The organism is Blastococcus sp. VKM Ac-2987 (genome assembly GCF_026967805.1).
GTDB lineage: Bacteria > Actinomycetota > Actinomycetes > Mycobacteriales > Geodermatophilaceae > Blastococcus.
In genome coordinates, this window is the sequence record NZ_JAPVBG010000001.1 from 399,695 (window position 1) to 425,334 (window position 25,640).

Sequence of the window (25,640 nt, forward strand, 5' to 3'; positions counted from 1 at the left end):
TGCTCGCGCCCCGGCAGCACACCGGGAGAAGAGACGGAGCAGACCGCCCATGAGCGAACCCCGCACCACCCCCGGTCCCGCCCTCGGCGGTGTGACCCCCGCCGCGAGCGAGCGCGGCGTGGAGGCCTTCGGCTACGAGCAGGAGCTCAAGCGCTCGCTCAGCTTCAGCGACCTGCTGGTCTACGGCCTGGTCTTCATGGTCCCCATCGCGCCGTTCGGCATCTTCGGCGGCGTCTTCCAGGCCTCCGGCGGCATGGTCGCGCTGGCCTACGTCGTCGGCGGCCTGGCCATGGCGTTCACCGCCGCGTCCTACTCCCAGATGTCGCGCGCGTTCCCGATGGCCGGATCGGTGTACACCTACGCCGGCCGCGGCATCGCCCGGCCGGTGGGCTTCATCGCCGGGTGGATGGTCCTGCTGGACTACCTGCTCATCCCCGGCCTGCTGTACCTGATCTCCGGGTTCGCCATGAACTCGATCGTGCCGGCCGTCCCGGTCTGGGTGTGGGTCGTCGCCTTCGTCCTGCTGAACACGGTGGTCAACTACTTCGGGATCGAGTTCACCGCCCGGGTGAACAAGGTCGTGCTGGTCGCCGAGCTGGTCGTGCTGGCCATCTTCCTGGTCGTCGGGGTCATCGCGCTGGCCGGTGGCGAGGGTCGCGGCTGGGACCTCTCCCCCGTCTACGACGCCGACACGTTCTCCCTGGAGCTGGTGTTCGGCGCGGTCTCCATCGCCGTGCTGAGCTTCCTCGGCTTCGACGCCATCTCCACGCTCGCCGAGGAGAACCGGGACTCCGCGCGCTCCCTGGGCAAGGCGATGATCGGAGCGCTGGTGCTCGCCGGGACGCTGTTCGTCGTCCAGACCTGGGTCGCGGCGCTGCTCGTGCCCGACCCGGACACGCTGATCGCCGAGGGCGACGCCGCCGGCACTGCGTTCTACGACGCCGCCGGGGTCGCCGGTGGCGAGTGGCTGGCCACGCTGACCGCCGTGGCCACCGCCATTGCGTGGGGGTTCGCGAACTCGCTGGTCGCCCAGGCCGCCACCTCCCGCCTGCTCTTCGCGATGGCCCGCGACCGCCAGCTGCCGGGCTTCCTCGCCACGGTGCACCCGGTCCGCCGCGTGCCGGTGAACGCCACGTTCCTGGTCGCCGCGATCTCGCTGGCGCTGGGCATCTACATGAGCACCCGCGACGACGGCATCACGCTGCTGTCGACGCTGGTCAACTTCGGTGCCCTGTCGGCCTTCCTGCTGCTGCACGTGTCGGTGGTGGTCCACTACGTCGGCCGCCTGGGCAGCCGGAACTGGTGGTTGCACCTGGTCGTGCCGGTCGTCGGGTTCGCGATCCTGGCCTACGTCGTCTACAACGCCCAGGTGGCCGCGCAGGAACTCGGCTTCGTGTGGTTCGCCATCGGCATCGCGCTGCTGGTCTTCCTGCTGGCCACGGGTCGCACGCCCGAACTCAAGACGGAGGAGAACCTGTGAGCCTCGAGGTCGTCCCGCTCCACCCGGGCCCCGAGCAGTACCGCTACGCGTTCGGCGGAGCGCCGGAGCCGCTGCTGCGGGTGCGGCCGGGCACCGTCGTCGAGCTGACCACCGAGGACTGCTTCGGCGGCCGGGTGGCCGGCACCGGCGACCTGCCCAGCCAGGTCTGCGATTTCTCGCAGCTCAACCCGGTCACCGGCCCGATCCACGTCGAGGGGGCCGAGCCCGGCGACACGGTCGCGGTGCACTTCGTCGAGATCGCGCCGGCCCGGGACTGGGCGGTGTCCACGACGTTCCCGCACTTCGGGGCGCTGACCACCACGCACAGCACGGCGATGCTGCACGACCCGCTCGAGGAGGTCGTGTGGGTCTACGAGGTCGACCGCGAGCGGGGCACCTGCCTCTTCCGTCCCCGCCGCGGCGGACCGGAGGTCGAGCTGCCGCTCGACCCGATGCACGGCACGGTCGGCGTGGCGCCCGCGGGCGGCGAGGTGTTCGCCAGCATCACCCCGGGTGCGCACGGCGGGAACATGGACACCCCCGAGCTGCGCGCCGGGACGACGGCGTACTTCGGCGTCAACGTGCCCGGCGCCCAGCTGTCGATCGGCGACGGGCACTGCCGGCAGGGTGAGGGCGAGGTGTGCGGCACCGCCGTCGAGGCGGCCATGCGCACGGTCGTCGTCGTCGACCTGATCAAGGGTGCGGGCACCCCGTGGCCGCGGCTGGAGAACGACGAGTTCCTCCTGTCCACCGGCTCGGCCCGCCCGCTGGAGGACGCCTACCGGGTGAGCCAGCACGACCTGGTCACCTGGGCCGCCGAGCTCACCGGCTGGGAGACCCTCGACGCCTACCAGCTGGTCAGCCAGGCCGGCTTGGCACCGGCGGGCAACGTCGTGGACACGAACTACACGATGGTCGCCAAGCTGGCCAAGAGGTACCTGGGCCGCGAGGGCGTCGTCGTCGCCGACGGCGTGCACGACCGGCTGCGGGCGACCGGGGCGGCCTACCTCTCCCAGCGCTGAGGTCCGCCGCCCGCCGACCGCGTTACGGTTTCCGGACGAAACCCCTTGGAAGGGTGACGCGACGGTTGGCGAAACGGCGCCGGGCAACCCACCGGTGGTGTCTGCCACCTCCACCGACGGCGGCTCCCGAGCCGCCCCGCCGACCGACGGCCCCCCGGTCGTGGCCCTCGACGACGGGGCCGCGACCGACGACCGGCTGACCGGCGCCAAGGCGTCGGCGCTCGCCCGCGCCTCCGCCCAGGGCCTGCCCATCGTGCCCGGCTTCGTGATCACCACGACCGCCGTGGAGCGGCTGGCCGACGGCGCGCCGCTGCCGGACGAGGTGCTGGCCGCCTGGGGGGAGCTGACCGGCGACGGGCGGCGGTCGCTGGTCGTGCGGAGCAGCTCGACGGTCGAGGACCTCGGGGACTCGTCGATGGCCGGCCGGTTCGAGTCGGTGGTCGGGGTCGACGGCCCCGAGGAGTTCCGCCGCGCGGTGGACGTCGTCATCGCCTCCCGCGAGACGGCGGCGGCCGGATCGGACACGCTGACCGGCCGCGAGCCGCTGGCCGTCCTCGTCCAGCCGCTGCTGGACGCCCGCAGCGGCGGGGTGCTCTTCGGCATCGACCCGGTGTCCGGCCGGGAGGACCGGCTGGTCGTCGCCGCGGTGAGCGGCGGGCCGGACCGGCTGGTCAGCGGGGACGTGGACGGCGACCGGTACGAGCTCGACCGCTCGGGGCGCCGGACGGACGTCACCCGGGGCGACGGCGGCGTCCGGCTGCGGCGCCCCCAGCTGCAGGCGCTGGCCGACCTGGCCCGCCGGACCGCCCGGGTCTTCGGCGGCCCGCAGGACGTCGAGTGGGCCTTCGACGAGCAGGGCCGCCTGCGGCTGCTGCAGAGCCGCCCGGTCACCGCGGAGGGGCGGGGTCGCCCCGTCGGGCCCGTGCTCGGGCCGGGGCCGGTGGCCGAGACCTTCCCGGAGCCGCTGCAGCCGCTCGAGGCCGACCTCTGGCTGCCGCCGCTGCGCGAGGCGCTGCGGCACGCCCTCCTGCTCGCGGGCACCGCAGACCGGGCCGCCGTCGACGACTCACCGCTGGTCACCGTCCTGGGCGGCTGGCCGGCGGTCGACCTGGACCTGCTCGAGAGCCGGCAGGAGACGCCGCGGCTCCGGGAACGCCTCGACCCCCGGCCGCGCCTGCGCCGGCTCCGGGCCTCCTGGCGGGTGGGCCGGCTGCGGTCGGCGCTCCCCCTGCTGGCCCGGGACGTCCTGGACTCCACCGACCACGTGCTGGGCGGGGTGCCGCCGCTCGGCGACCTGTCCGACCGCCAGCTGGTCGCCGTGCTGCACCGCGTGCAGCCCGCCCTGCGCTCGGTGCACGCCCACGAGGTCCTGATGGGCATGCTCGTGGACCCGGCCGCCCCCCGGCTGACCGGGGTGAGCGCCGCGCTCCGGGTGCTGGCCCGGTCCCGTCAGGCGGGGCTCACCGACGCGGAGATCGTGGCGGCCAACCCTGTCGTGCTGGCGCTGGCCGCGCCGCGGATCTGCGCCGGTCCGCAGCTGCCGTCCGACGTCGACGCGCCCGACAGCGCGCCGCCGGGCGACGAGACCGACGCGGGCCTGCTCCGCGAGGCGCTGCGCCTGCGGGTGCGCTGGCTCCAGGAGGTGAGCGCCCGGGCGGCCTGGACGCTCGGGGAACGGTTGACCGCCGCCGGCCGGCTGGGCGGTGCCGAGCAGATCCGCGGCATCCGGCTGGCGGACCTGGCGGCCGCCGTGCACGACCCCGACCAGGTGCTCCGGCCGCTGCTGGAGGAGCCGGGCGAGCCGCTGCCCGCGCGGTTCCGGGAGAGCGACACCGGCCGGCCCGTGCCGGTCACCGGGACCTCCGGCGGAACCGGCGCGGGTGGCGGCTCCGGCACCGGCCCGGTGCACCACGGCGAGGACCCGCCGGAGGGCTCCGTGCTGGTGGTGCGCACCCTCGATCCCTCGCTCGCCCCGGTGCTGCCGCGCCTGGCCGGCCTGGTCGCCGAGACCGGCAGCGTGCTGGCGCACCTGGCGATCCTGGCGCGGGAGTCCGGCGTCCCCACCGTCGTCGGGTACTCCGGGGCGCTCGACCAGTTCCCGCCCGGGACGACCGTTCGCGTCGACGGCGACACCGGTGCCGTGGAGGAGGAGACGTCGTGAAGAAGCTGAGCTGGCTCATCGGAGTCGTGGCGCTGATCGCCTCGGGCGCCTACCTGTTCGTCTACATCTACCGGTGGGAGTGGCACCGCGCCCTCCTGGTGGGGATCCTCTTCCTCGCCACCCTGGTCGGCCTGTGCACCGCGCTCGTCCTCCGCCGGGTCACGTCGATGGACGAGCGCCTGCGATCGACGGCCGGGAACCAGCGGCCGGCCGGCGCCCTGGAGCGCCTCCGCGCCGCCCCGGTCGAGACCCAGCCGTTCCGGTGGCTCTCGCCCGAATCGCTCGACCGCACGCACATCTTCATCCCGGTGCTCCTCGGCGGCGGGTTCGTGGTCTCCGGCATCGCCTGGCTGATCGAGCGCGTCGCGGGCAGCTCCGCCCGCGCCGGGGTGGAGGAGCAGCTCGCCACCGACCTGCAGGGGATCGCCTTCCCGGTCACCTCGCTGGTCCCGACCGACGCCGAGCTGCTGGCCGGCGCCGACGACTGCGCCGACGACCCCTCGCTGCGGGTGCTGCTGGGACCGGCCGCCACGAGGGCCGTCCGGTGAAGCGGGTGATCGCCGGGTTGGCCGCTGCCGTCCTGACCGGCATCGGGATCTGGTTGCTGCGCAGCGAGCTGATGACCGTGAGCATCCAGCAGCCCGAGGGTTCCTACACCGACGTGGTGCTCGAGGTCTCCATCCGCGAGGACGAGGCCGTCCGGGAGGAGATGGCCCGCGGCCTGATCAGCACCTGCCGGCTGCTGGTCAACGCCGACGTGGTCGAGGACACCTTCGTGACCGTCGACGACGGGGTGGTCGCGTTCCGCCTGCGTCCCGGGCTGGACGAGTTCGACCGGCGCGAGCTCCGGGGGTGCCTGAGCGACACCCGCGTGCAGCACCTGCTCGCCGACGTCCGGACGCTCGAGACGATCACCCCCGAGGGCGACGACTCCTCCCGCTGACGCGGGGCGCCGCTGCGGCGGCTCCGCCAGCCGTAACGCGATCGTCGGGTGGGTGGCCGGTGTCCCTCTCGACGGCCGGGTACGTCCAGTCCCCATGAGCCGGGTCGTGCAGCACGAGGAGACATCACCGCAGGCCCCCGAGGGGACCGCCGGCGGCGGCCGGTTCGGGGTGCGCGCCGCGCTCGGGCTGGTCGCCCTGCTGATCGGGGCGGTGCCCTTCCTGCTGCTGATGCTGCTGGTCCAGCAGAACTGGTCACCGCTGGAGTCGCTGGACGGCGAGGTGGCCGCCGGCCTCAACGCGGTGGTGAGCGAGTCCCCCGCCCTGGTGCGGGTACTGCAGGCGGTCACCGATCTCGGAGGGACCGGCGCCGCCGTCCTGGTGTTCACGCTCACCACGGTCTTCCTGCTCATCCGGGGTCAGCGCCGGCTGGCCTCGTTCGCCGCCGTCACCGGTATCGCGCTGGCCGTGCTGGGGCCGGTGACGAAGGCACTGGTGGGCCGGGCCCGCCCGATGGTCGACAACCCCGTGTCGGACCTGCCCTCCAACGCCAGCTTCCCGAGCGGGCACTCCATGGTCGCGGTCGTCACCTACGGGATGCTCGCGCTGCTGGCGCTGCCCGCGGTCCGCCGCGGGCTCCGGCGGTGGGTGCTGGCGGCGGCCGTGCTGATCGCCCTGGTGGTGGGCTTCACCCGGCTCGCCCTGGGCGTGCACTTCGTCACCGACGTCCTCGCCGGCTGGGCTCTCGGCCTGGGCCTGCTGGCGGTGACGACGGCCGCCTTCCGCGGCTGGGAGCACGACCACCACCGGCCGACGGCGGAGACGCTGGACCCCCTGGAGGTCGATCCGCATGACGCGCCGCACCTGGCCCCGTCCGGCCAGGAGGCTCTCCCCGACGGCCGCCGGACGGTGGGCCGGCTGCTGGCCGGCGCCGTGGCGCTGGTCGCGGCCCTGGTCGCGCTGGGCCTCCTGGTCACCGCCGTGCTCGGCGACACCGCCCTCGGCCGCTTCGACCGAGCCGTGGTGAGTGCCGCCGTCGACCTGCGCAGCGAGCTGCTGACCGACATCGCCACGGCGGTCGGGACGCTCTCGGGGACATCCATGGTCATCGCTGTCCCGCTGACCCTCGCCACCGTGGCCCTGGCGATCACCGGCAGCTGGCGGCCGGTGCTGTTCGTCCTGCTGACCGTGCTCGGGGAGCTCGGCATCTACTTCGTCGTCTCCCGCACCGTCGACCGCATGCGGCCGTCGGTGGCGGACCTGACCGCCGGTCTGCCGACGGCCGCGAGCTGGCCGTCCGGGCACGTCTCCGCCGCGGTGGCCCTCTACGGCGCACTGGCCGCGTTGGTCATCGCCCTCGGCCGCAGCCGCCGGCGGTGGGCGGTGCTCGCCGTGCCGGTGCTCGTGGCCCCGGCCGTCGCGCTCTCACGCATCTACACCGCGGCGCACTACCCGACCGACGTGCTCGCCGGGCTGGTGCTGGGCACGGTGTGGGTGCTCGTGTGCGCCCGCTACCTGCTGCCCGGGGTGGCCGACCAGGTCCGCTACCCCCGGCCGGTCACCGCGGAGCGGGTTCCGGTCGCGCGCTGACCGCCCCGACTGTCACCACAACGACACACCGCACGGTGTCCGCGCGGGTACTCCCCCGGCCATGACCGACGTGACCTCGTTCGACGGAACCCGCCTGGCCCTCTACTCCTGGGGGCCGCAGGACGCACCCCTCCTCGTGCTGGTGCACGGCCTCGGCCTGTCCACCGACTCCTGGGGCGAGGTGCCCGCGCGGCTCGCCGACCGGTACCGCGTCGTCGGCTACGACCTGCGCGGGCACGCCCAGAGCGGCGACGCCCGGTCCGGTGACTACAGCCTCGCCGCGCACGCCCGAGACCTGTCGGCCGTGCTCGACACCGTGGTGCCCGACGGCGGCTCGGCCGTCGTGGTGGCGCACAGCCTGGGCGGCGGCATCCTGCTGGCCCACGTGGAAGGCTCCGCGGACGACCGGGTCGCCGGTGCGGTGTTCGTCGGTTCGGGGGGAGCCGGTGTGACCGTGCCCGGCCTGCCGTCCGCCGACCTGCCACCGTGGGCGCAGGCCCGGTTGCGGTCCCTCTGGTTCGCGATCCTGCGCACCGGCGCACGGGTGGGCCGGCGGATCCGGCCGGTGCGCACCGTCTCCGATCGCGCCATCCGGCACTTCGCGTTCGCGCGGGGTGAGCCGAGGGAGCTCGTGGAGCGGATGCGCGACAACTTCCTGGCCACCCGGCCGCTGGCACTGGCCGGCACGAGCCTGGCCGCTCTCTCCCACGACCCGGTCACGCTGGCCCCGTCCCTGCGGGTCCCGGTCCTCGTGGTGCACGGCAGCAGCGACCCCGAGGTGCCGGGTGAGGAGATCGAGCGGCTGCTGTCCGTGCTGCCCGACGGCGAGGTCTTCACCGTCCCGGAGGCCGGTCACATGCTGCCGCTGACGGACCCCGCCGTGGTCGCCGCGCAGGTGGCCCGGTGGATGGTGAAGATCGCCGGGGAGCGAGACGCCGTCGCCTGATCACGTCGTGCGGCCGCCGCGAGCCCGGGCTCGTGCAGCGACCCGGGCCCGGCTCCCGTGCGTCGGGGATCAGCCCTCGACGACGACCTCGATCGCCGGGTAGCCCGAGGCGCCGTCGGGGGCGACCGGCGTGCGCTGATCGGTCTGCACCTCGCCCAGCCCGTCGGTGGCACGGGCGACGATCACGTGCCGGCCGGGGGTGGCGTCCCACTCCAGGAACCACTGCCGCCAGACGTCGACGTCGTAGGGGTCGGCCAGCCGGGCCTCCTGCCACGGCCCGTCGTCGATCTGCACCTCGACCCGCTCGATACCGCGGGTGGGGGCCCAGGCGACGCCGGCGATCGGCCGCCGCCCTGCGGTGACCGCACCGCCGGGCACGTCGATGCGGGTCTGGGTCTTGATCGGGCCCTCCCTGGCCCAGCCGCGCGGGATCCAGTACCCCTGCTCGTCCCAGTCGGTGAGCTCGATGGCCGAGAGCCACTTCGTCGCCGACACGTACCCGTAGAGGCCGGGGACGATCAACCGGGCCGGGAAGCCGTGCTCGGCCGGCAGCGGCTCGCCGTTCATGGCGACGGCGACCATCGCCTCCTCGACGTCGAGGGCGGTGATGGTGGGGAACCCGGCGGTGAACCCGTCGACCGAGCGGCCGATCAGCTGGGTCGCCCCCGGCTGGAGCCCGGCCCGCTCGAGCAGCGGCCGCAGCGGCACGCCCTGCCAGCGCGCGTTGCCGACGAGGTCACCGCCCACCTCGTTGGAGACGCAGGCGATGGTGATGTCCGCCTCGATCTGCGGCAGCTCCATGAGGTCGGCGTAGGTCAGCGTGAACGGGTCGTCGACCATCCCGCGGATCTCCAGCTGCCAGGTGTCGGGGTCGACGACCGGCACGCGCAGCGCGGTGTCGATCCGGTAGAACTCGTCGTTCGGGATGAACAGCGGGGTGAGCCCCGGGATATCGAGGTCCGCGCCGGCCGGCACGGGTCCCGCCTGCCTGACGGGGACGGGCAGCCGGATCGCGGCGCGCAGCTCGTCGAGCCGCTCCCGGCCGGACAGCAGGTGGCCCCCGACGCCGGCGAGCACGCCGAGCACGGTCGCGCCGCCGGTCACGGCGAGGAACCGGCGCCGGTCGACGGCGCTGAGCGGGGTCTCCCCCGCGCCCGGCTCGGCCGGTACCGGCGGGCGGCGCATCACCGTCACCAGCAGGTGCAGCACCCCGATGCCGGCCGCGGCGCCGAGCACGCCGACGAGGAGGGTGCGGAGGACGGGATTGCGGCCGTCGGCCAGCGCGGCCGCCGTCCCCAGTGCGGCGAACAAGGCGATCCCGGCGGCGGCCGCCAGGAAGCGGCGGCGGGCGAGCACGCCGATCCCGACCGCCAGCAGCGCCGAGACGACCAGGATGCCGCCGATGAGCACCGGCTTGTCGGCCGTGCCGAGCGTCGCGATGGCCCACTGCTCCACCGCGCCGGGGACGCTGTCGATGACGGCGTCCCCCACCGCGATGACCAGCGAGGGGGCGCGCGGGATCAGACCCGCGGCGAGCTCGGCGACGCCGAGGGCGACGGCCACCGCCGCCACCCCGGCCAGCGCCGCACCACCCCGGCTGCCCGGGCGCAGCCCGCCCGCCGGTCCATCCGTCGATCGCAGTACCTGGGACACGACCGGACCATGTCCGATCGCAGCCCGCCGGACACCGGCCGGCGGTGCTTCGTCCCCGGATCGTCACGGAGCGGGCCGGCACTCAGGGTCGGCGGCCGGCCAGCCCGATGGCGCCCCAGCCGCGCAACGGCCGGCCGACGACGTCGGACGCCACCTCCAGGGCCCGCCACCGGAGGCCGCGCGCGCGCCACCGCTCCGGGTCCACCCGCTCGCTGTCGTCGAGGTCCCCGGCGAAGTGCGCGTCCAGCACGGACACCACCGCCGGGTCGTCGAGCAGCAGGCACACCTGCTCGTTGAGCGCCAGGGACCGGGTGTCGAAGTTCGCCGTGCCGACCATCGCGACGGCGCCGTCGACGCTCACCACCTTGGCGTGCAGCAGCGACGGCTGGTAGCGCCAGATCTCCACCCCGGAGTCGAGGAGGGGCTGGAAGTCCAGCTCGCCCTGCAGGTGCACCGACGGCCGCTCGACGTGGGGACCGCCGACCAGCAGCTGGACCCGGACGCCCCGCTCGGCCGTGCCCTGCACCAGCTCCCGCAGCCAGCGCGGCAGCCGCACGTAGGGGGTGGTGATCCGGACGTGGTCCCGCGCGGAGTGCAGGAGCGCGGACACCGCGATCGCCGCCTCGCTCCAGCCCGGCTGGGACGGCGGCCGGAGCACCTGCACCGCGGTCTTCCCCGCGGGGGTGAGCTCGGGGAAACGGTCGTCGTCGGACACGAGGCCGCCCGCGAGGCGGACCTGGGCCTGCATCCAGGCCTGCACGAACACCGACCGCAGACCGGCGACGGCGGGCCCCTCGACGCGGAACGCGGTGTCCCGCCAGCTGCCCGGGTGCCGGCCGTCGCCGGTCCACGCCCGGTCGATGCCGGTGCCGCCGGTGAACGCCACCGTCTCGTCGCAGATCAGCGCCCGCCGGTGCGTGCGCAGGTTCCAGACGCCGAACCGCGGCGTGTGCAACGGCCGGTAGAAGAACACCGTGCAGCCTGCGTCCTGCAGCCGGCGCAGGTCGTCCCGGTCGATGTGCTTGCCCCCGTAGCCGTCGAGCAGGACGCGCACCCGCACCCCCTCGCGGGCGCGGTCGGCCAGCGCGCCGGCCAGCTCGTGGGAGACCTCGCCGCCGCGCCACGCGAACCAGAGCAGGTCGACCGTCCGCCGGGCCGCGGCGACGGCGGCCAGCAGCGCCGGGAAGGTCTGCTCGCCGTCCTTGAGGACGTCGACCCGGTTGCCCTCGGTGAACGGGACCCCGACCAGCGCCTCCAGGACCCGGCGCGGTGTCGCCGACGTGGCCGGACCGCCGGACACCGGGTGCGCCCGGGAACCGGCCGCCGCGGGCGCATCCCCGGTTGCTGCCTTGCGTGCGGGCACGAGCTCTCCTCCCGGCTCGACGATCAGGGCCGTCGGAGGTGCTGCCCGTTCGGTCGGGTCGGAAACGGCGCCGCTCCCAGGTGCGCAGCGACTGCCCCCGTACCCGGGCGGGCTCATGACAGTGGCGTGACGATGCCCGGGATCGGGGAGAGCCGCCGGGGTGTCGTGGGCACGGACACGGCAGCCAGGGTCCTGTCGCCGCGCAGGGCCCGACGTGGACACGAGGAGACATTCATGAAGGCACCGCTCTCCCGGCGGGTGACGGCCGGTCCGCTCGGTGGGCTGCTCCTGGCCGCGGCCGCCGCAGGCCTGGCCGGCTGCAGCGCCGACGAGGAGGATCCGGTGGCCGGGACGGCGGTCGAGGTACCGGACATCCGCGGCCCGGAGGACCTGGAGGACTCCTACACCGGGGCGCTCGACGCCGCCTTCGTCGAGGAGCTCGACGTCTGGTCCAACGTGGAGGTCACGGTGCTGGCGACCGTGGACGAGGTCCTGTCGCCCCGGACGTTCACGGTCACCGCGCCCATCGGGGCGGAGATCGAGCCGGTGCTAGTCGTGGTCACCGACGGCGCCGCCCCGCAGGAGCCCCAAGCGGGCGAGAACTGGGTTCTCGCAGCCACGCCGATCGAGGACTTCGACGCCGGGGTCGTGGCCGAGACGCTCGGCATCGACCTGGCGGACGAGCGGTACGAGGAGTGGGAGGGCGACGAGTTCCTGGTCGCCACCGCCCTGGAGGAGGCGGAGTGAGCAACCCGGGCACACCGTTCAGGGCACGTCATCTCGAGAGGGACATCATGCGTCGATCACCACTGCTCCTGGTCGCCTCCGCCGCCCTGGCCCTGGCCGGGTGCTCGTCGGGCGACGAGGAACTGGCGGAGAACCTCACCGCTGTCGTCGAGGGCGAGCAGGTCCTGGAGGAGGAGGCCGGAGAGGACGAGGCGCCGGACGAGGAGGCCGAGGCGGAGTCCGGAGTGGCGGTGGAGGTCTCGACCGACCTGGAGGACGCGGAGGGGTCGGTCGTCGGCACGGCGTGGTTCCGCGACGACGAGGGCCGCGGGATGGTCGAGGTCCAGGTCGCCGGCCTGACGGCCGGGTTCCACCCCATGTACCTCTACCCGGGCGGCACGTGCGAGGCCGGGGCCACCGCGGAGGAGGACGCCGTCCTCCTCGAGCTCCCTCCCGTGCTGGTGCTGGAGAACGGGGTGGGGTCGATCAGCACCCTCGCCGGGACGATGACCCTCGACGATCTCCTGATCGAGGGCGGCACGGCGTTGCTGATCGCCCCGGCGGTCGCCACGCTCGGCGACATCCCCACCGTCACGGAGCAGGTCGCGCCCCTCACCACCGGCTCCCGGGTGGCCTGCGGCGCCATCGAGGGCTGAGCGAATGGTCGGGCTGGTCGGGGGGCTCAGCCGGCCGGTCGGTCGCGATCCGGCTCCGCTCCGCGATCGATGCCGACGTGCCCGGCTTCGAGCAGGGCGCTGACGGCGCAGCCGAGGAACAGCGCCACCGAGGTCAGCTGCGTCCAGAGCAGGAGCGCGATGACCCCGGTCAGCGGCCCGTAGCCGACGCCGAACGACCCGGACAGCTCGACGTAGGCGGCCAGCAGCGCGCGACAACCTCCGTCCAGAAGGACCAGCGTGCCGACCGCACCGCCCGCCACGCGTCGTGCCAGGGGCGCCGGCCGGTGTCGGGCACGCGGGGGACCGCGCCGGTCACCCGGCCTCCTGCGGGGCCGCGGCACGCCGGCGGACGGCGGCCGGCGGCGGAGCGGCGGCAGGGGAACCCTCGGCTCCCCTCGCCTGCACCCGGATCACGGCAGGAGCAGAGCACAGCACCGGCGACGTCCGTCAACGGTCACGCGACCGCCCGCGCAGCACGTCGGACAGCACGCTGCGCGCTCCGTGGGCGAGGACGGCGGCCATGCGCAGGCGCGTGCGCAACGGGACGTCCCCGAGCGCGGCCTGCCCGCGCCGTCCGCGCTCGCGATGCCGGACATCCCGCTCGTCGACCGCCGCCACCGCGGCCGCCACGGCTGCCTCCGGGAGCCCGGCGCGCGCCAGTGCGTCCGGCAGCCATGCCTGCAGGCTCTGCCAGCCGAGCACGAAGTCGCTGTGCCGGAAGGCGCGTCCGCCGAAGCCACCGAAGCGGAGCAGGAACTCCCCGGCGAGCAGATCGGGCACCCGCTCCTGGCCGGCGGGCGGGCGCTCGCCACCCGGCTGCTGGAGGAGGCGGAGCGGTGAGACCACCTCCGTGGTCACCGGCACCCGGCTGCCCACACCACCGGCCTCGCGCAGCGTCCGCCGCAGCTCCCTGACGGCGTCGGCGTCCAGCCGGGAGGCGAGCGCACCCGCCACCTCGTCCAGCCGGTGGAGGCGCGCGTTGACCGCCTCGATCCCGCGGAGGTCGGCGTACAGGGACTCCACCGGCAGCGTCGTCACCATGCGCACGAAGGTGTCGCTCCAGGCGGGCCGGCGGTCGGGATCGGTCCACCGGCCGTCGTCGCCGGGCGGTGCCGTGTGCGGGTGGACGAGGACGTGCACCCGGTGCGGCGCCGGCCCGTCGCCGGGGCCCGGCTCCCCCGCCCACGCCCGTCGGTCGCTCCGGCGGGCCGCGTCGAGCGTGGCGCCGAGCGGGTGCCGCACCAGCGTCCCGCCGTCGGCGTACCAGAAGTGCCCGGACCCGGGGAAGTTCTCCACGCCCGCCCGCCGGTAGCCCTGCTCGTCCGGCCGCCGGTCGAGCGGCCGCGGATCGAAGAGCGCCGGGTGGGACATCGACGCGATGGCCGCGTCCAGCGGGCTGGACCGCTCCGGGCACACGTACCGGTCCCGGTCGTCGTCCGGGCGCAGGGTGAAATCTGCCCGGTCGACGTGGCTCAGACCGCTGTGGACCGGGCCGCCCGCCGTCCCGTCGATGCGCGAGGTCAGCCCCTGGAGGTTCCCGAGCCCGACGGTGAACTCCACCGGTCGCCGCTGCCGGGTCGCGTCCGCGACGCGGTGCGCGCGCCGGCCCCACCGGTCACGCGGCTCCAGCAGCGCGACCGTGTCCTCGTGGATACCGGCCATCGTCAGGGGCGCATCGCTGCGCCCCCGGGTGAGCCTGCGCAGGCTCGCCCGCCGCACCCACCCTTCGTGCAGCACCGCCACCGGGTCCAGACCGGCGAGCAGGCAGCGGCCGGCCAGCAGCCCGACCATGGCACCGGCGGACGTCCCCCCGATCGCGTCGAGCACGACCGACGCCGGGCGCCCGTCCCGGGCATCCCGTTCGTTGAGCCGCTGGAGTGCGACGACGAGACCGGCCGTCGCGCCGGCCTCGTAGGCGCCGAGGGACGCCCCGCTGCTGATCGTGAGCGCGATCCGGACCGGCGGGCCCGCCGTCACGCCGCGCGTACCCGGGAGAGGAGCATGCCGCTGGCCGGGGCGGCCGGCATGCGGGACAGGTCGACGCTCAGGTCCTGGAGCGGCACGTCGTAGGTCATGGCGGTGGTCAGCAGGCGGACGGCCCGCTCCACCACCGCGATGGTGAGCCACTCTCCCGCGCACCGGTGCCCCGAGTCGTGGTCGCCCCCACCCTGCGGCACGAAGCGGTACGCCCCGCCGTCCCAGGTGGCGAAACGCTCAGGACGGAAAGCGGCCGGCTCGTCCCAGATCCGGGTGTCGTGGTTCGTCGCGTAGATGTCGAGCAGGAACCACGCCCCGCGGTCGAACCGGCGGCCGCGCCACTCGAACTCCGTCCGGGCCCGGCCACCGACCATCGGGAAGAACGGGTAGAAGCGGCGGATCTCCTGCACGAACCAGCGGAGGTACTCGTCGTCCGCCATCGCCTTCGTCCGGCAGTCGGGGTGCTGGTGCAGGGCGAGCGCGGCGAAGACGACGTACCGGGCGACGGCGACCGTCGGCCGCAGGATGTTGATCAGCTCGACGGACGCCACCTCGGCATCCAGCAGCCGCCCGTCCTCGTCCCGGTGCTCTGCGACGACCTTCGCCGGGCGTCCGTCCGCGGCCTCGAGCTCGCCGCTGCGGATGCGCTCGATCACCTGGCCGGCCCAGCGCTCGGCGCGGTGCCGAAGGACATGACCGCGGAGGTTGCGGGGCCCGACCGAGCCGGCTCCCTCGACCATGGCGGCGAACTGCCGGGTGCGCACCGCCACCTCCGCCTCTCGCAGCGGGATGCCGGCCCACGAGCAGACGGCGCGGCACAGCACCTCGCGGACCACGTCGAAGAGGACGACGTCCCCGGCCAACCGCCGGTCGGGGAGCTGGCCCCGCCACTCCTGCTCGACCAGGTCGGCCAGCTCGCCGAGCCCGTCCGGCGTCATGAGGGACATGAACATCGCCTTGCGGTGCCGGTGCGGCTGCTCGTCGAGCAGCTCGACGCTGCCGAAGTCCTGCAGCAGGGTCAGCGTGGTGACCGGCAGCGCCCGGCGGCGGGTCATCCGGTCCGGCTCGTAGAGCAGCCGCGCCGCCTCCTCGCCGTAGGCGATTACCGCCCTCTGCAGCATCAAGCGGGTCTCGAAGGCGTCCGAGCCCGCTCGCAGGAACCGGTGGGCCCCGAAGGCGTAGCCCTCGCGGAGGAGTGCGGCGCTGCTGTCCCGTCCGTCCAGGTGCGGGATTCCGGCGACCGTCGGCATCCGCGCAGTCACCTCGGGCCCTCGTGCGGGCGAGGCGACGACGTCTCGGCCACGGGGAGCTCCAGGCTGCTCGCGCCGGCGGGGAAGGCGCTCAGGCGTTCGTCGAGGAGGTGGTCGACCAGCCGCGACCGGCAGTCGATGGTGACCAGCAGGGTGGCCTCCAGGTCGGCGAGCTCTTCCTGGCGCCGCCGGACCTCTGCGAGCTCCCGCTCCGCGTCCCGACGGATGCGCCGGCAGGAGTGGAGATCCCCGTCGATGGCGGCGAGGGGCCGAGGGCCCGACCATCCACCGACGGGTCGGGACAGGACGGGCTGGGTCATGACTTCCTCCGGACGGCGCAGGCGGTGAGAGGGACTCCGCCGGCGGTTGTGCCCGCGCGCACGCGCCGGCCACCGCGATGCCGCCGTCCTGACACCGTTCCGCAAGGAGCCCGCAACACGACCCACGGCCCCGCGGCGCACCGACCAGGGTGCTGGGTTTGTTGCGACCTCGCGACGGTGCGCCGCGACCGGTGCAGGCGCGGGCCGGCGGCGGTACAGCCGTCCCATGGCTGTGGCCCCGGATCCTGATCAGATCTACGCGCGTGCCCGCGAAGAGGGTCACCGACGGCTGTACATGCCGCCGCTCGAGCAGGTGGCGACCGGCTTCATCGCCGGCGTCACCATCGTCTTCGGCATCGTGGCCCTCGCCGTCGTCGTCGCCTACCTGGAGGGCGCCGTCGGCGGGAACGCGGCCGAGGTCCCCGGCGCGCTCGCCTTCTCCATTGGGATGGTCTTCCTCATCGTCGGCCGAAGCGAGCTGTTCAGCGAGAACTTCTTCGACCCGGTGGCCGCGGCGATCGAGGAGCGAGGTTGGTCGGTGTGGCGCCGGGTGCTCCGGTTGTGGGGCGCCATCCTCTCGCTGAACCTCGTCGGCGGCGCCGTCCTGACAGCGGTCATGACCGTCGACGGCGCACTCCCCGGGGGCGCCGCCGGTGTGCTCACCCACCTCGCCGAGGAGATCGCCGGGAAGCCCTGGACGGCCACGCTCGCCCGAGCCGTCCTCGCCGGCGCACTCGTGACGTTGCTGTCGTACATGCTCAAGGCGGTCGACACCGTGACCGCCCGCATCCTGGTCACCGGGATGGTCGGCTTCTTCCTGGCCCTCGGCCCCTTCGACCACGCGGCGGTCTCCGCGCTGCACCTGCTCTTCGGCATCTGGCTGTCCGATGCGGTCGGCTACCTCGACCTGCTGGTCAACCTCGGGTTGTCCGTCGCGGGCAACGTCGTGGGTGGCCTCACGCTGATCACGCTCACCCACACGGCCCAGGTCAAGGGTTCGCGGTGAGGCTCGCCGGTGTCACCTGACCGTGAGCATGTGGCGACACGGTGTCGGCTCCGTGTCAGAGCCGCGAACGTCCGAGCCGCTCGTCCGTCGCCGTGCATGCAATGGGTTGTCCGAACAGTCGTGGGCCGGCCGGAACGGCCGCCCCGGTGCACACGAGGAGACGACATGAACACCAATGCCGCACGCATGACCTCCGTCCGGAACCGCCGCGCCGGCCGTACCGCCGGCGCCGTCATCGCCGCGGTCGTGGGCCTGGGTGGCCTGGCCGCCTGCAGCGACGACTCCGCCGGCCCGGAGGCCGGTGGGGTCACCGCCGAGGACCTGCAGCAGGTCGAGGACGACCTCGCTGGGCTCGACGAGCGGGTGGGGGTGCTCGAGGAGGGCATCGGCACGGACGCCGCGGTCGACCCGCTGGGAGCCGACGACGACACGGCCGCCTTCTACGACGACACCGAGTCCTACATCGGCCAGGAGGTGACCGTCAGCGCCGAGGTCTCGGAGATGGTGACGACGACCGACGTCGGCAGCTCCTTCCGCATCGCCGGTGAGTCCGGTGACCCGATCGCCGTCGTCATGGCCTCCCAGCCGATGGAGCTGGACGCGAACGACGTGGTCCAGGTGTCGGGCACCGTCGTCCAGGTGCAGCGGGACACCTTCGAGCAGGACTTCGGTGTTGCCGCCGACGAGCTGTTCGAGGACGCCGACGCGTGGTTCGAGGTGGAAGAGGGCTCCGTGGCCATCTCCGCCGACCGCATCGAGGTGCTGCAGGAGCAGGGCCAGAACGACTGACCCAGCGGACCGCCGGCACGCGGTGACGCCCCGGATCCTCGCGGGCGGCACCGCGGCCGTCCGCCTCATCCGGCCGGTCGGGCCCGGATGATCGAAGATGCGGACATGCCCGCCGTCGACGTCCCGCCTGGGCTGCGGGCCGCAGGTCCCATGATCGGAGAACGAGCTGTGCGTACGGGTTCGCTGTGCTGAGACGCGCGGCTCGAGGCGGGGCAGGTGCGGTGCGGGACCGACCCGCCGCTCCCGCTGATGCGATGCCTCCTCCGCCGCCACCTCCACCCGGGGGTGGCGGGAGCCCGACGATCGCCCCCGCGTGGGCGGTGCGGACCCTGGTGGTCAGCGCCGCCCTGCTGGCGCTGGCCGGTATCGGCTGGTTGCTGTTCTGGTTCCTGCTCCGGCTGCCGCTGGTGACGGTGGCCATCGCCGTCGCGTTGCTGCTGACCGCCATCGTCCAGCCGATCAACCGGTGGCTCGCCGCCCGGGGGCTCCCCCGGGCGCTCGCGGCACTGCTGTCGGTCCTCCTCCTCCTCGGCGTCCTGGTCGGCTCCGGCTTCCTCATCGGGTTCCGCGCCGCGGACCAGCTGCGGAACCTCACCCGGCCGCTGGCCGCGGGCATCGACCGGATCCGCGTGTGGCTGATCGAGGGACCGTTGGGCCTGGATCCGCAGCAGGTCACCGAGGCCCGGAACGCGGTCGTGGACCGCATCTTCCGGCTCGCGCCCGAACCGACGGCCGCGGCCAGCATGGCGCTCTACGCCCTGGCGGCCGTCATCCTGGTCGCCTTCCTGACGTTCTTCCTGCTCAAGGACGGCGCGTCGATGTGGGCCTGGGTGCTGCGCCTCGTCCCGGCCAGACGGCGGGAGCAGGTCGACGGCGCAGGGAGCGCGGCCTGGACGACGCTGTCCCAGTACGTGCGCGGGGTGATCATCGTGGCGCTCATCGACGCGGTGGGCATCGGCGCCGCGCTGCTGATCCTGGGCGTCCCGCTGTGGGCCTCCCTCACACTGCTGACCTTCCTCGGCGCCTTCGTCCCGTTGTTCGGTGCCACGGTGAGCGGGGCCGTAGCCGTGCTCGTCACCCTGGTGACCAACGGCTTCACCGACGCGATCATCGTGCTGCTCGCCGTCCTGGTGGTGCAGCAGGTGGAGGGCAACATCCTGCAGCCGCTCATCGTCGGCCGGACGCTGCGGCTGCACCCGACCGTCATCCTCGTCGCGGTGACTGCCGGGTCGCTGCTCTGGGGGCTCGCCGGCGCCCTGCTGGCCGTGCCGCTCGTGGCGGTCGCCTACCGGGTCCTGAACCACGTGCGCGAGAACCCCACGGCAGCCCCCTCGCCCGGATCGGCGCCTGAGGAGCCGGCGCCCGCGCCGCTGCCGGACGATCCGGCACCCGAGCCGTCGGCGGCTGCCGGCACCCGGTAGGCCCCCCGGCCGTCGACGGCATCAGCCGGAGGGCTGCTGCAGGACCTCCACGTCGCGGGCCGCGATGGCGAACTCGCCGGCGACGTCGTCGAAGAAGGCCTCGGGATCGTCGACCAACGCGTCGGCGGCGATGCCGAAGTCAGCCTCGAAACCGTCCTGCTCGACCCGGGCGAGGGGGCCGGTGACGCGCATGACGTCGCCGACCTCGAGATCGGCCGGTGGGGTCACCATGATCACGCCGATGGTGTTCCCCTCGCCGTCGGCGAGGCGGAAGGCGGCACCCACCTGGGTCACGGAGATGAGGCCCGAGACCTCGGCGGTCACGGTGACGTCCTGACCGACCAGGGGCTCGGGGTCGGTGAACACGCCGACGGGGTCGGCGGAGGCCCGCCCGGACGCGCCTCCGCCGGCCGTCCCTTGCTCGCCGGACTGCGGATCGCCGTCGGCGGGTGCATCGTCACCCGGCCCGCCGTCCGGACGGGACTGCTCCTCCAGGGCGTCGATGCGGTCCTGCAGCGCGGCGATCTCCTCGCGCAGCTGCTGGCGCTCCTCGGCCGCTGCCGGGTCGGTCGCCGGCCCGGCGGGATCGTTCCCGCAGGCGGCCAGCCCCCCCAGCGCGAGCACCACGGCCAGCACGGTTCTGGTGGCGGGGAGGTTGGTGGCGACCGGTCGCCGCCCGGTGCAAGTCTCTCGCTGGGTGCGCATGCACTCTCCTCCGCTCGGACGGGGCGGTGCACACCCCGATTCGCGACGTCCACCGACTACCCTCACCCTGCACCCGGAGCCCTGATCCGGCCGTTCGAGACCGGGTCGCAACCTGCCGGCAGGACCTGCGGCCGGCGTGACCGGGCGGCGGACCGCGCTGTCCCGCGGAACCTCAGGCGACCCGGTAACCCTCGGGGCCGACCGCGAGGACCCCGTCGCGCGGATCGGACGCGAAGACCAGCACCGCGTCGCGCACGCTCTCCGGCGGGACGTAGGCGACGGTGGCCGAAGCCTGCTCGACGAGGCGCCCGCCTCGCGTGAGCCGGCCCCCCAGCTGCACCGTCTCGGCCGTCGTCCCGCCGTCGTTGCGCACGCGGAGCCACACCTCGTACCCGGCGCCCGCCGGCTCCACCGCGGTGATCTCGACGGCCAGGTCGGGGCCGCCCTCCCGGACGGCTACGGCCTCATACCCCAGGAAGGCGACCAACAGCAGCACCAGGAGGCCGCCCAGACCGCCGAGGACGTACTCGGCCGCCGACGTGGTGGCGGCGCGCTGCCCCTGGGTGTCGTCATCGGATCCGGTCATGGGATTCCTCTCTGATCACAGGATGAGCCGGGCCGCTGCAGCGCCCAGGCCCGCGGGGAGGGCGAGCACCACCGACTCGGTGATGACCATCAGCAGACCGGTGTCCGCGAAGCGGCCGAGCGTCCACAGCAGGTAGGCGGCGATGCACAGCGCGAGCACGAACCCCACGACGGTGTAGGCCATGAAGGCCTGGACCGGGCCGTCGTGCTCCTCCTGCCCGCCGAAGCCGACCAGGTAGACGAAGGCGTGCATCAGCGTGAGGCTGACGGCGACGACCACCAGCGTGTGCCAGGGGGTCATCTTCGCCGCCAGGAGGACTATCTCCTCCGTCGGGGCGAGGTTCGACGCGAACACCACCGCCCCAGCCACCATCAGGAAGAGCTCGTGGCGGTACCCGGAGCCCTGGGGCGCGACGCTGCTCTCCCCGAGCTGCGCCCGGGCGTAGGAGGCACCCACCGCGGCCGGCAGCAGCGCGAGCAGCAGGACGGACACGGCGTCGCGCCAGTCCTGCAGCCAGTCGAGGACGTCGAGGGCCGTGAGGATCGACGCCGTGGCGAAGGCGGCTGCGAGGAAGGCGACCCCGGCGTCGACCAGGCTCGCGCGCCAGCCGGCCCCCGTGGAGCCGAGATTGCGGGCGAGGCCCACCACCAGCAGGACGGTCCCCAGCACGAGCGCAGCCAGCCGGTGGCGATCGACGGCGTGGGCCAGTCGCCAGACCTCCATCGTCATGAGCAGCGGCATGGCGAAGAGCAGGGCGCCGCCGATACCGCGCCCGAAGCCCATGACCAGTTGGCGCACATCGGTCTGCTGCGGCATCGCGCTCCAAGGGGATCCGGTGGGTCGCGCCATTCACCGCCGCAGCTCAGCGGGACCGGGACCCTCGCTCGACCGGCCCCCAGACCTGTCTACACGGCAGGCTCGGCGGAGGGCTGCACGACGGGGACCCGGGCGGGGATGGTCATCGCAACGTCATGCCCGCATCGGGGTCTGCGGCCGCCGTCACGACGCGCCGGTGCGCACGCTGCAGACACCTGCGCGGCGGCGGCGCCGGCGCGCGACACGCTCGTGTGGACGGCGGTTCGCGCGGGGCGTCCTAGTCCGGCAGCGCGATCGGGCCGAGCTCGGCGAACGAGTCACCGGGGCCGGGGTTCTGCGCGTGGGTGCCGCCACCGAGGTGCCGGATGATGCCCCAGACCGCGTTGAGGGAGGTCTGCACGGCGCCCTCGACCCAGGCCGGCGTCCACGACACGTCGTCGCCGGCCAGGAAGATGCCGCGGTGCTCGGGCGGGAGGTCGTCCTGCACGAAGTGCGCGTACATCCGCTGGTTGTAGCGGTAGTGACCGGGCAGGGCGCCCTTGAAGGCGCCGAGGAAGTGCTCGTCGGCCTCCCACGAGACGGTGATCGGGTTCCCGATGATGTGCTGCGCGATGTCCAGGTCCGGGTAGATCTTCTTCAGCGCGCCGAGCGCGAGGCGCACGCGCTGGTCCACCGGGTAGGGAAGCATCTTCAGCGCGTCGCTCATCCAGGAGTACGTCAGGCAGATGACGCCGGGCTGGTCGTCGCCGTGGTCGAACAGGTAGGTCCCGCGGGTCAACCTGTCCGTGAGGGTCATGCTCATGACGTCGCGGCCCGTCCGCGGATCCTTGTCCTTCCAGAACGGGCGGTCGACCATCACGAAGGTCTTCGACGACTGCATGTACCGGGTGCGGTCGAGGGCCGTCCACATCTTCTGCGAGAAGAGGCTCTCGTCGCAGTCGATCTGCGTCGTCAGCAGCCAGCTCTGGCAGGTGACGAGCACCGCGGGGTAGCGGACGACGTGCCCCCAGGCGTCCGTGACGGCGAAGCTCCCGTCGGCGTCCCGGGCGATGGCGGCGACCCCGGCGCGCGGCGCGCCGGAGTGCAGCTTCGCCAGCGTCGTCCCGGCAGGCCAGTGCGCGAGCTCCGGCGGCGCGTGGTTCCACAGTCCCCACGGCACCTGCTCCACCCCGCCCACGACGAATCGCTGGTCCTCGTCGCAGTTGGTCATCACGACGCGGAAGATCTCCAGCATCGAGTTCGGGAAGTCGGAGTCCCACCCGCCGGTGCCGAACCCCACCTGCCCGAAGACCTCCCGGTGGTGGAAGGACAGCCTCGAGAACGCATCGGAACTGGCGACGAAGTCGTAGAAGGTGCGGTCGTCCCAGAGCGGGACCAGTGCGTCCCAGAGCGACTTCAGCGTGCGGACGTCACGCGCCCGGATCGCGTCCTGGATCTCGGTGAACCTCACGGTCTCCAGGGCGTCGGCCCAGGCCGCCGCGACCTGCCGGAACATCGGCGGCAGCGCCTCGGAGGACTCCGCGTAGTGGGTCTCCCCCTCGATGTCGACGACCGTGCTGCCGGAAGCCGGCGTCAGCGGGTTGGGGAACGGCCTCGTCTCCAGGCCGAGCAGGTCGACGTAGCAGTAGAAGGCGGTCGATGACACCGGGAACCGCATGCCGCCCAGCTCGGCGACGATCTCGGCCGGGGCGCCCTCGAACCGCGACGACCGCAACCGCCCGCCCAGCTGCGAGGCCTCGTAGAGGACCGGCTTGAGCCCGAGCTTCATCAGCTCGTACGCCGCGACCAGGCCGGAGATCCCCGCGCCGACGATGGCGACCTCCTCGCCGTGCCGCTCGGGGGGAACGGCACCGAGGCCCGCCGGATGGGTGATCCAGTCGTCGAACGCGAAGGGGAAGTCCGGACCGAAGATCGTGACCGGCGGTCGGGCCTCCTCCTGGTCGGCCTCCCCCGGTGTACTCGGCGCACTCACGCGAGGAGGGCCGCCATCCGCTCGCGGAGCGCCGTCGCGGCGGAGTAGGGCCGGACCATCACGGTCAGCTCGGTGAGCATGCCGTCGCGACTGCGCAGCACGTCCACCCCCTCGAGGTCCCGGTCGCCGACCCGGGTGCTGAAGGCGAGGACGTGGCCGTCGTCGCCCGCGTAGGACGCGGTGTAGTGGAAGTCCTCGAACACCGCCATCACGCCGGTGAGGATCGCGCGCAGCGCCCCGGTCCCCCGGTAGGGCTCGTGGACGATCGGCGAGGAGAAGACGCAGTCGTCGGTGAACAGCCGCACCGCGGCGTCGACGTCGCGGCTCTCGACGGCAGCCCGGAAGGCGGCGAAGGGGTCGGTCGGCACGGCTGTTCCTCTCTCTCCACGGCGCTGCGGCAGGCCTGGACGCACGGGGTCGGGCCCACAGCACGGTCCGACGAGCACCCTTTCACGAACACGTGGTGAGGGGTCCACACTGCGGGGATGGCCACCTGGGAGGACGTCCGGCGACTGGTCGCCGCGCTGCCGGACACCGACGAGCACCCCTCGTACGGCGGGCTCCCGTCCTGGCGGGTCCACGGGAAGGGCTTCGTCTGGGAGCGCCCGCTGCGCGGGGCCGACCGGGCGGCGCTCGGCGCGGCAGCGCCGGACGAGGACGATCCGGTGCTGGGGGTGCAGGTGGCCGACGAGGGGGTGAAGGCCACGCTGCTCGCCGCCGACCCCGACGCCTTCCTCACCACCCCGCACTTCGACGGGTACGCCGTGGTGCTCGTGCGGCTCGACCGGATCCCCGTGGAGGAGCTCGCCGAGCTGGTGGAGGACGCGTGGCGGGTACGCGCGCCCAAGCGCCTGCTGGCCGAGGTCGACAGCCGTCACACCCGCTCCTGACCGTGGCGACCCGGGCGGACGTCGGGTCCTGCTGGCACCTGGACAGGCCCGGCCGGCGCGCGGCTGAGGGGTCCGAGCGCCGTGACGACGGCGGGCAGCACCCCGCGGCCGCGGGCGGTGGCCACCACTCGACCTCGACCGGGCCGGGACCGTCTTTCGGCATCGCTGCGATTGTCACGGATCCATAACGGACCTACAGTGTCTGCGTCCGGACGGCCTGCATCGCTCCCATCCGGGGGAACCGCGCCGGATGCCGCCGAGTCGCGTCCGCGCCCGTGGGCGCGAGCCGGGGACCCACCTGCAGCACCGGGGTGAGTCCCGCTCCCGGTCACTCACCGGGAGCGGGTAGGGCAGCACTCCCAGCCCGAACCCGTCAGCTCACCTGGTAGGCGGCTGAGGGAGAACGGAGAACAGCCGCGCCCGGGCACAGTGGCCCCGCGCGCCCAGGTCCGGGACCGTCGCGCTCCCGCCTGCTCACGTATCTGCACACCAGCCGTCGCACGCCTCCGGCCGGACCCACTGGTGCGACCTCTGCCGCGCGCTCGGCTGCCGATCCCTGCCCATCAGGCCTCGTGCCGCAGCCCCATGCCCGAGCACCGCGGCGCCGTCCTTGGGACGACGCCCGGCGCCCATGCCCTCCAGGAGGACGACCTCATGCACGCACCCACCGATCGCGAGCACACCTGCGCCCCGCGCAGCCTCGACGACGCGCCGCCGCGCCGCCGCGTCCTGCACCTGCTGACCGCCACGGCGGCCATGACCCTCACCCTCACCTTCGCCGGGCAGGCGGTCGCCCAGGCCGACGAGCGCCCGTGGCGTGGCGACGGATCCGGCTCGAGCTGGGACGGGGACCGGGACTGGCGCGGCGACTGGGCGCCGGAGCGGGAGGAGGCGGTTGCGCCTGCCCCCACTCCCGAGGCGGCACCGGCGTCGGCTCCGGCCCCGGCTCCTGCGCCGGCTCCCGCTCCGGCTCCCGCGCCGGCCCCCGCCGCCACCGGCGAGCAGGCGTACAAGGACTACGCGCTGACCCAGCTCGGTGGCGACAGCACCCAGTTCGGCTGCCTCGTCCAGCTCTGGGAGGCGGAGAGCGGGTGGAACCCGAATGCGCAGAACCCCACCAGCACCGCGTACGGCATCGCCCAGTTCCTCGACTCCACGTGGGCGGGCACCGGCATCGCCAAGACGTCGGACCCGAACCGGCAGATCGACGCCGGGCTGATCTACATCGAGAACCGCTACGGCACCCCCTGCGCGGCCTGGGACTTCCACCAGGCCAACAACTGGTACTGATCCCCTGAACGCCGCGGGCCCCTCTCAGCAGCGGGAGCGGCCCCCGGCGTCCACTCCTG

At 74.0% G+C, this 25,640-nt stretch carries 25 protein-coding genes and 1 riboswitch; of the genes, 14 read left to right on the forward strand and 11 right to left on the reverse strand.

Features of this window, described 5'->3' with window-relative positions; genetic code table 11:
- Positions 1-49: 49 nt before the first annotated feature.
- From O2W17_RS01915 to O2W17_RS01945, 7 genes are all read left to right on the forward strand, one after another.
- Positions 50-1,480, forward strand: coding sequence for an APC family permease (locus O2W17_RS01915; protein ID WP_269190702.1), 1,431 nt, complete (start codon positions 50-52; stop codon positions 1,478-1,480).
- Entirely contained in the window at positions 1,477-2,502 is a 1,026-nt protein-coding gene (locus O2W17_RS01920) for an acetamidase/formamidase family protein (protein ID WP_269190703.1), read from the forward strand. The genes O2W17_RS01915 and O2W17_RS01920 overlap by 4 nt, the downstream gene beginning before the upstream one ends.
- A gap of 97 nt (positions 2,503-2,599) precedes the next feature.
- Positions 2,600-4,663: a PEP/pyruvate-binding domain-containing protein gene (locus O2W17_RS01925; protein ID WP_269190704.1), complete on the forward strand. Its 2,064-nt coding sequence runs from the start codon at positions 2,600-2,602 to the stop codon at positions 4,661-4,663.
- The gene (locus tag O2W17_RS01930; protein ID WP_269190705.1) at positions 4,660-5,211 is read left to right on the forward strand and encodes a hypothetical protein; all 552 of its coding nucleotides are present in this window, start codon (positions 4,660-4,662) and stop codon (positions 5,209-5,211) included. The genes O2W17_RS01925 and O2W17_RS01930 overlap by 4 nt, the downstream gene beginning before the upstream one ends.
- Complete coding sequence (locus O2W17_RS01935; RefSeq protein ID WP_269190706.1) at positions 5,208-5,606, forward strand: hypothetical protein; 399 nt, start codon at positions 5,208-5,210, stop codon at positions 5,604-5,606. Before O2W17_RS01930 ends, O2W17_RS01935 begins: the two co-directional genes overlap by 4 nt.
- A gap of 94 nt (positions 5,607-5,700) precedes the next feature.
- Complete coding sequence (locus O2W17_RS01940) at positions 5,701-7,194, forward strand: phosphatase PAP2 family protein (protein ID WP_269190707.1); 1,494 nt, start codon at positions 5,701-5,703, stop codon at positions 7,192-7,194.
- Between the two features lie 61 nt (positions 7,195-7,255).
- Positions 7,256-8,140, forward strand: coding sequence for an alpha/beta fold hydrolase (locus tag O2W17_RS01945; protein ID WP_269190708.1), 885 nt, complete (start codon positions 7,256-7,258; stop codon positions 8,138-8,140).
- 69 nt (positions 8,141-8,209) lie between these two features.
- On the opposite strand, the gene O2W17_RS01950 is transcribed toward O2W17_RS01945, so the two are convergent.
- Together O2W17_RS01950 and O2W17_RS01955 are read right to left on the reverse strand one after the other, a co-directional pair.
- A complete protein-coding gene (locus O2W17_RS01950; protein WP_269190709.1) occupies positions 8,210-9,793 on the reverse strand; it encodes a sulfite oxidase in 1,584 nt (527 codons plus the stop codon).
- Between the two features lie 82 nt (positions 9,794-9,875).
- Positions 9,876-11,156: a phospholipase D-like domain-containing protein gene (locus O2W17_RS01955; RefSeq protein ID WP_269190710.1), complete on the reverse strand. Its 1,281-nt coding sequence runs from the start codon at positions 11,154-11,156 to the stop codon at positions 9,876-9,878.
- Between the two features lie 234 nt (positions 11,157-11,390).
- Between O2W17_RS01955 and O2W17_RS01960 the strand changes: the two genes are divergently transcribed.
- A complete protein-coding gene (locus O2W17_RS01960; RefSeq protein ID WP_269190711.1) occupies positions 11,391-11,903 on the forward strand; it encodes a hypothetical protein in 513 nt (170 codons plus the stop codon).
- A 47-nt stretch (positions 11,904-11,950) separates the two neighbouring features.
- Positions 11,951-12,538, forward strand: a complete 588-nt coding sequence (locus O2W17_RS01965; RefSeq protein ID WP_269190712.1) for a lipoprotein — start codon at positions 11,951-11,953, stop codon at positions 12,536-12,538.
- A 26-nt stretch (positions 12,539-12,564) separates the two neighbouring features.
- On the opposite strand, the gene O2W17_RS01970 is transcribed toward O2W17_RS01965, so the two are convergent.
- From O2W17_RS01970 to O2W17_RS01985, 4 genes are all read right to left on the reverse strand, one after another.
- Positions 12,565-12,819 (reverse strand): hypothetical protein, encoded by a 255-nt coding sequence (locus O2W17_RS01970; RefSeq protein ID WP_269190713.1) that lies wholly within the window; start codon positions 12,817-12,819, stop codon positions 12,565-12,567.
- 187 nt (positions 12,820-13,006) lie between these two features.
- Positions 13,007-14,536: a patatin-like phospholipase family protein gene (locus O2W17_RS01975; protein WP_269190714.1), complete on the reverse strand. Its 1,530-nt coding sequence runs from the start codon at positions 14,534-14,536 to the stop codon at positions 13,007-13,009.
- Positions 14,533-15,786, reverse strand: coding sequence for a cytochrome P450 (locus O2W17_RS01980; protein WP_269190715.1), 1,254 nt, complete (start codon positions 15,784-15,786; stop codon positions 14,533-14,535). Before O2W17_RS01980 ends, O2W17_RS01975 begins: the two co-directional genes overlap by 4 nt.
- Positions 15,787-15,794: 8 nt before the next feature.
- A complete protein-coding gene (locus O2W17_RS01985; protein ID WP_269190716.1) occupies positions 15,795-16,106 on the reverse strand; it encodes a hypothetical protein in 312 nt (103 codons plus the stop codon).
- Positions 16,107-16,332: 226 nt separating this feature from the next.
- On the opposite strand from O2W17_RS01985, the gene O2W17_RS01990 reads away from it, so the two are divergent.
- The 3 genes from O2W17_RS01990 (at position 16,333) to O2W17_RS02000 (ending at position 19,322) form a co-directional block, all read left to right on the forward strand.
- The gene (locus O2W17_RS01990; RefSeq protein WP_269190717.1) at positions 16,333-17,112 is read left to right on the forward strand and encodes a formate/nitrite transporter family protein; all 780 of its coding nucleotides are present in this window, start codon (positions 16,333-16,335) and stop codon (positions 17,110-17,112) included.
- Positions 17,113-17,277: 165 nt separating this feature from the next.
- A complete protein-coding gene (locus O2W17_RS01995; RefSeq protein ID WP_269190718.1) occupies positions 17,278-17,901 on the forward strand; it encodes a hypothetical protein in 624 nt (207 codons plus the stop codon).
- Between the two features lie 320 nt (positions 17,902-18,221).
- Positions 18,222-19,322, forward strand: coding sequence for an AI-2E family transporter (locus O2W17_RS02000; RefSeq protein WP_269190719.1), 1,101 nt, complete (start codon positions 18,222-18,224; stop codon positions 19,320-19,322).
- 21 nt (positions 19,323-19,343) lie between these two features.
- Here the strand turns inward: O2W17_RS02000 and O2W17_RS02005 are convergent, their stop codons facing one another.
- From O2W17_RS02005 to O2W17_RS02025, 5 genes are all read right to left on the reverse strand, one after another.
- The gene (locus tag O2W17_RS02005) at positions 19,344-20,027 is read right to left on the reverse strand and encodes a hypothetical protein (protein WP_269190720.1); all 684 of its coding nucleotides are present in this window, start codon (positions 20,025-20,027) and stop codon (positions 19,344-19,346) included.
- Positions 20,028-20,199: 172 nt separating this feature from the next.
- A complete protein-coding gene (locus O2W17_RS02010) occupies positions 20,200-20,613 on the reverse strand; it encodes a hypothetical protein (protein ID WP_269190721.1) in 414 nt (137 codons plus the stop codon).
- Positions 20,614-20,628: 15 nt separating this feature from the next.
- Complete coding sequence (locus tag O2W17_RS02015) at positions 20,629-21,429, reverse strand: TIGR02587 family membrane protein (protein ID WP_269190722.1); 801 nt, start codon at positions 21,427-21,429, stop codon at positions 20,629-20,631.
- Positions 21,430-21,706: 277 nt separating this feature from the next.
- Complete coding sequence (locus O2W17_RS02020; protein ID WP_269190723.1) at positions 21,707-23,401, reverse strand: flavin monoamine oxidase family protein; 1,695 nt, start codon at positions 23,399-23,401, stop codon at positions 21,707-21,709.
- Positions 23,398-23,769 carry a nuclear transport factor 2 family protein gene (locus O2W17_RS02025; protein ID WP_269190724.1) on the reverse strand — a complete coding sequence of 124 codons (372 nt, stop codon included), beginning with the start codon at positions 23,767-23,769 and terminating at the stop codon, positions 23,398-23,400. Before O2W17_RS02025 ends, O2W17_RS02020 begins: the two co-directional genes overlap by 4 nt.
- Before the next feature lie 117 nt (positions 23,770-23,886).
- Between O2W17_RS02025 and O2W17_RS02030 the strand changes: the two genes are divergently transcribed.
- Positions 23,887-24,291 (forward strand): MmcQ/YjbR family DNA-binding protein, encoded by a 405-nt coding sequence (locus O2W17_RS02030; protein ID WP_269190725.1) that lies wholly within the window; start codon positions 23,887-23,889, stop codon positions 24,289-24,291.
- Positions 24,292-24,535: 244 nt separating this feature from the next.
- Positions 24,536-24,698, forward strand: a riboswitch (cyclic di-AMP (ydaO/yuaA leader).
- 178 nt (positions 24,699-24,876) lie between these two features.
- A complete protein-coding gene (locus tag O2W17_RS02035; protein WP_269190726.1) occupies positions 24,877-25,581 on the forward strand; it encodes a transglycosylase SLT domain-containing protein in 705 nt (234 codons plus the stop codon).
- Positions 25,582-25,640: the final 59 nt, after the last annotated feature.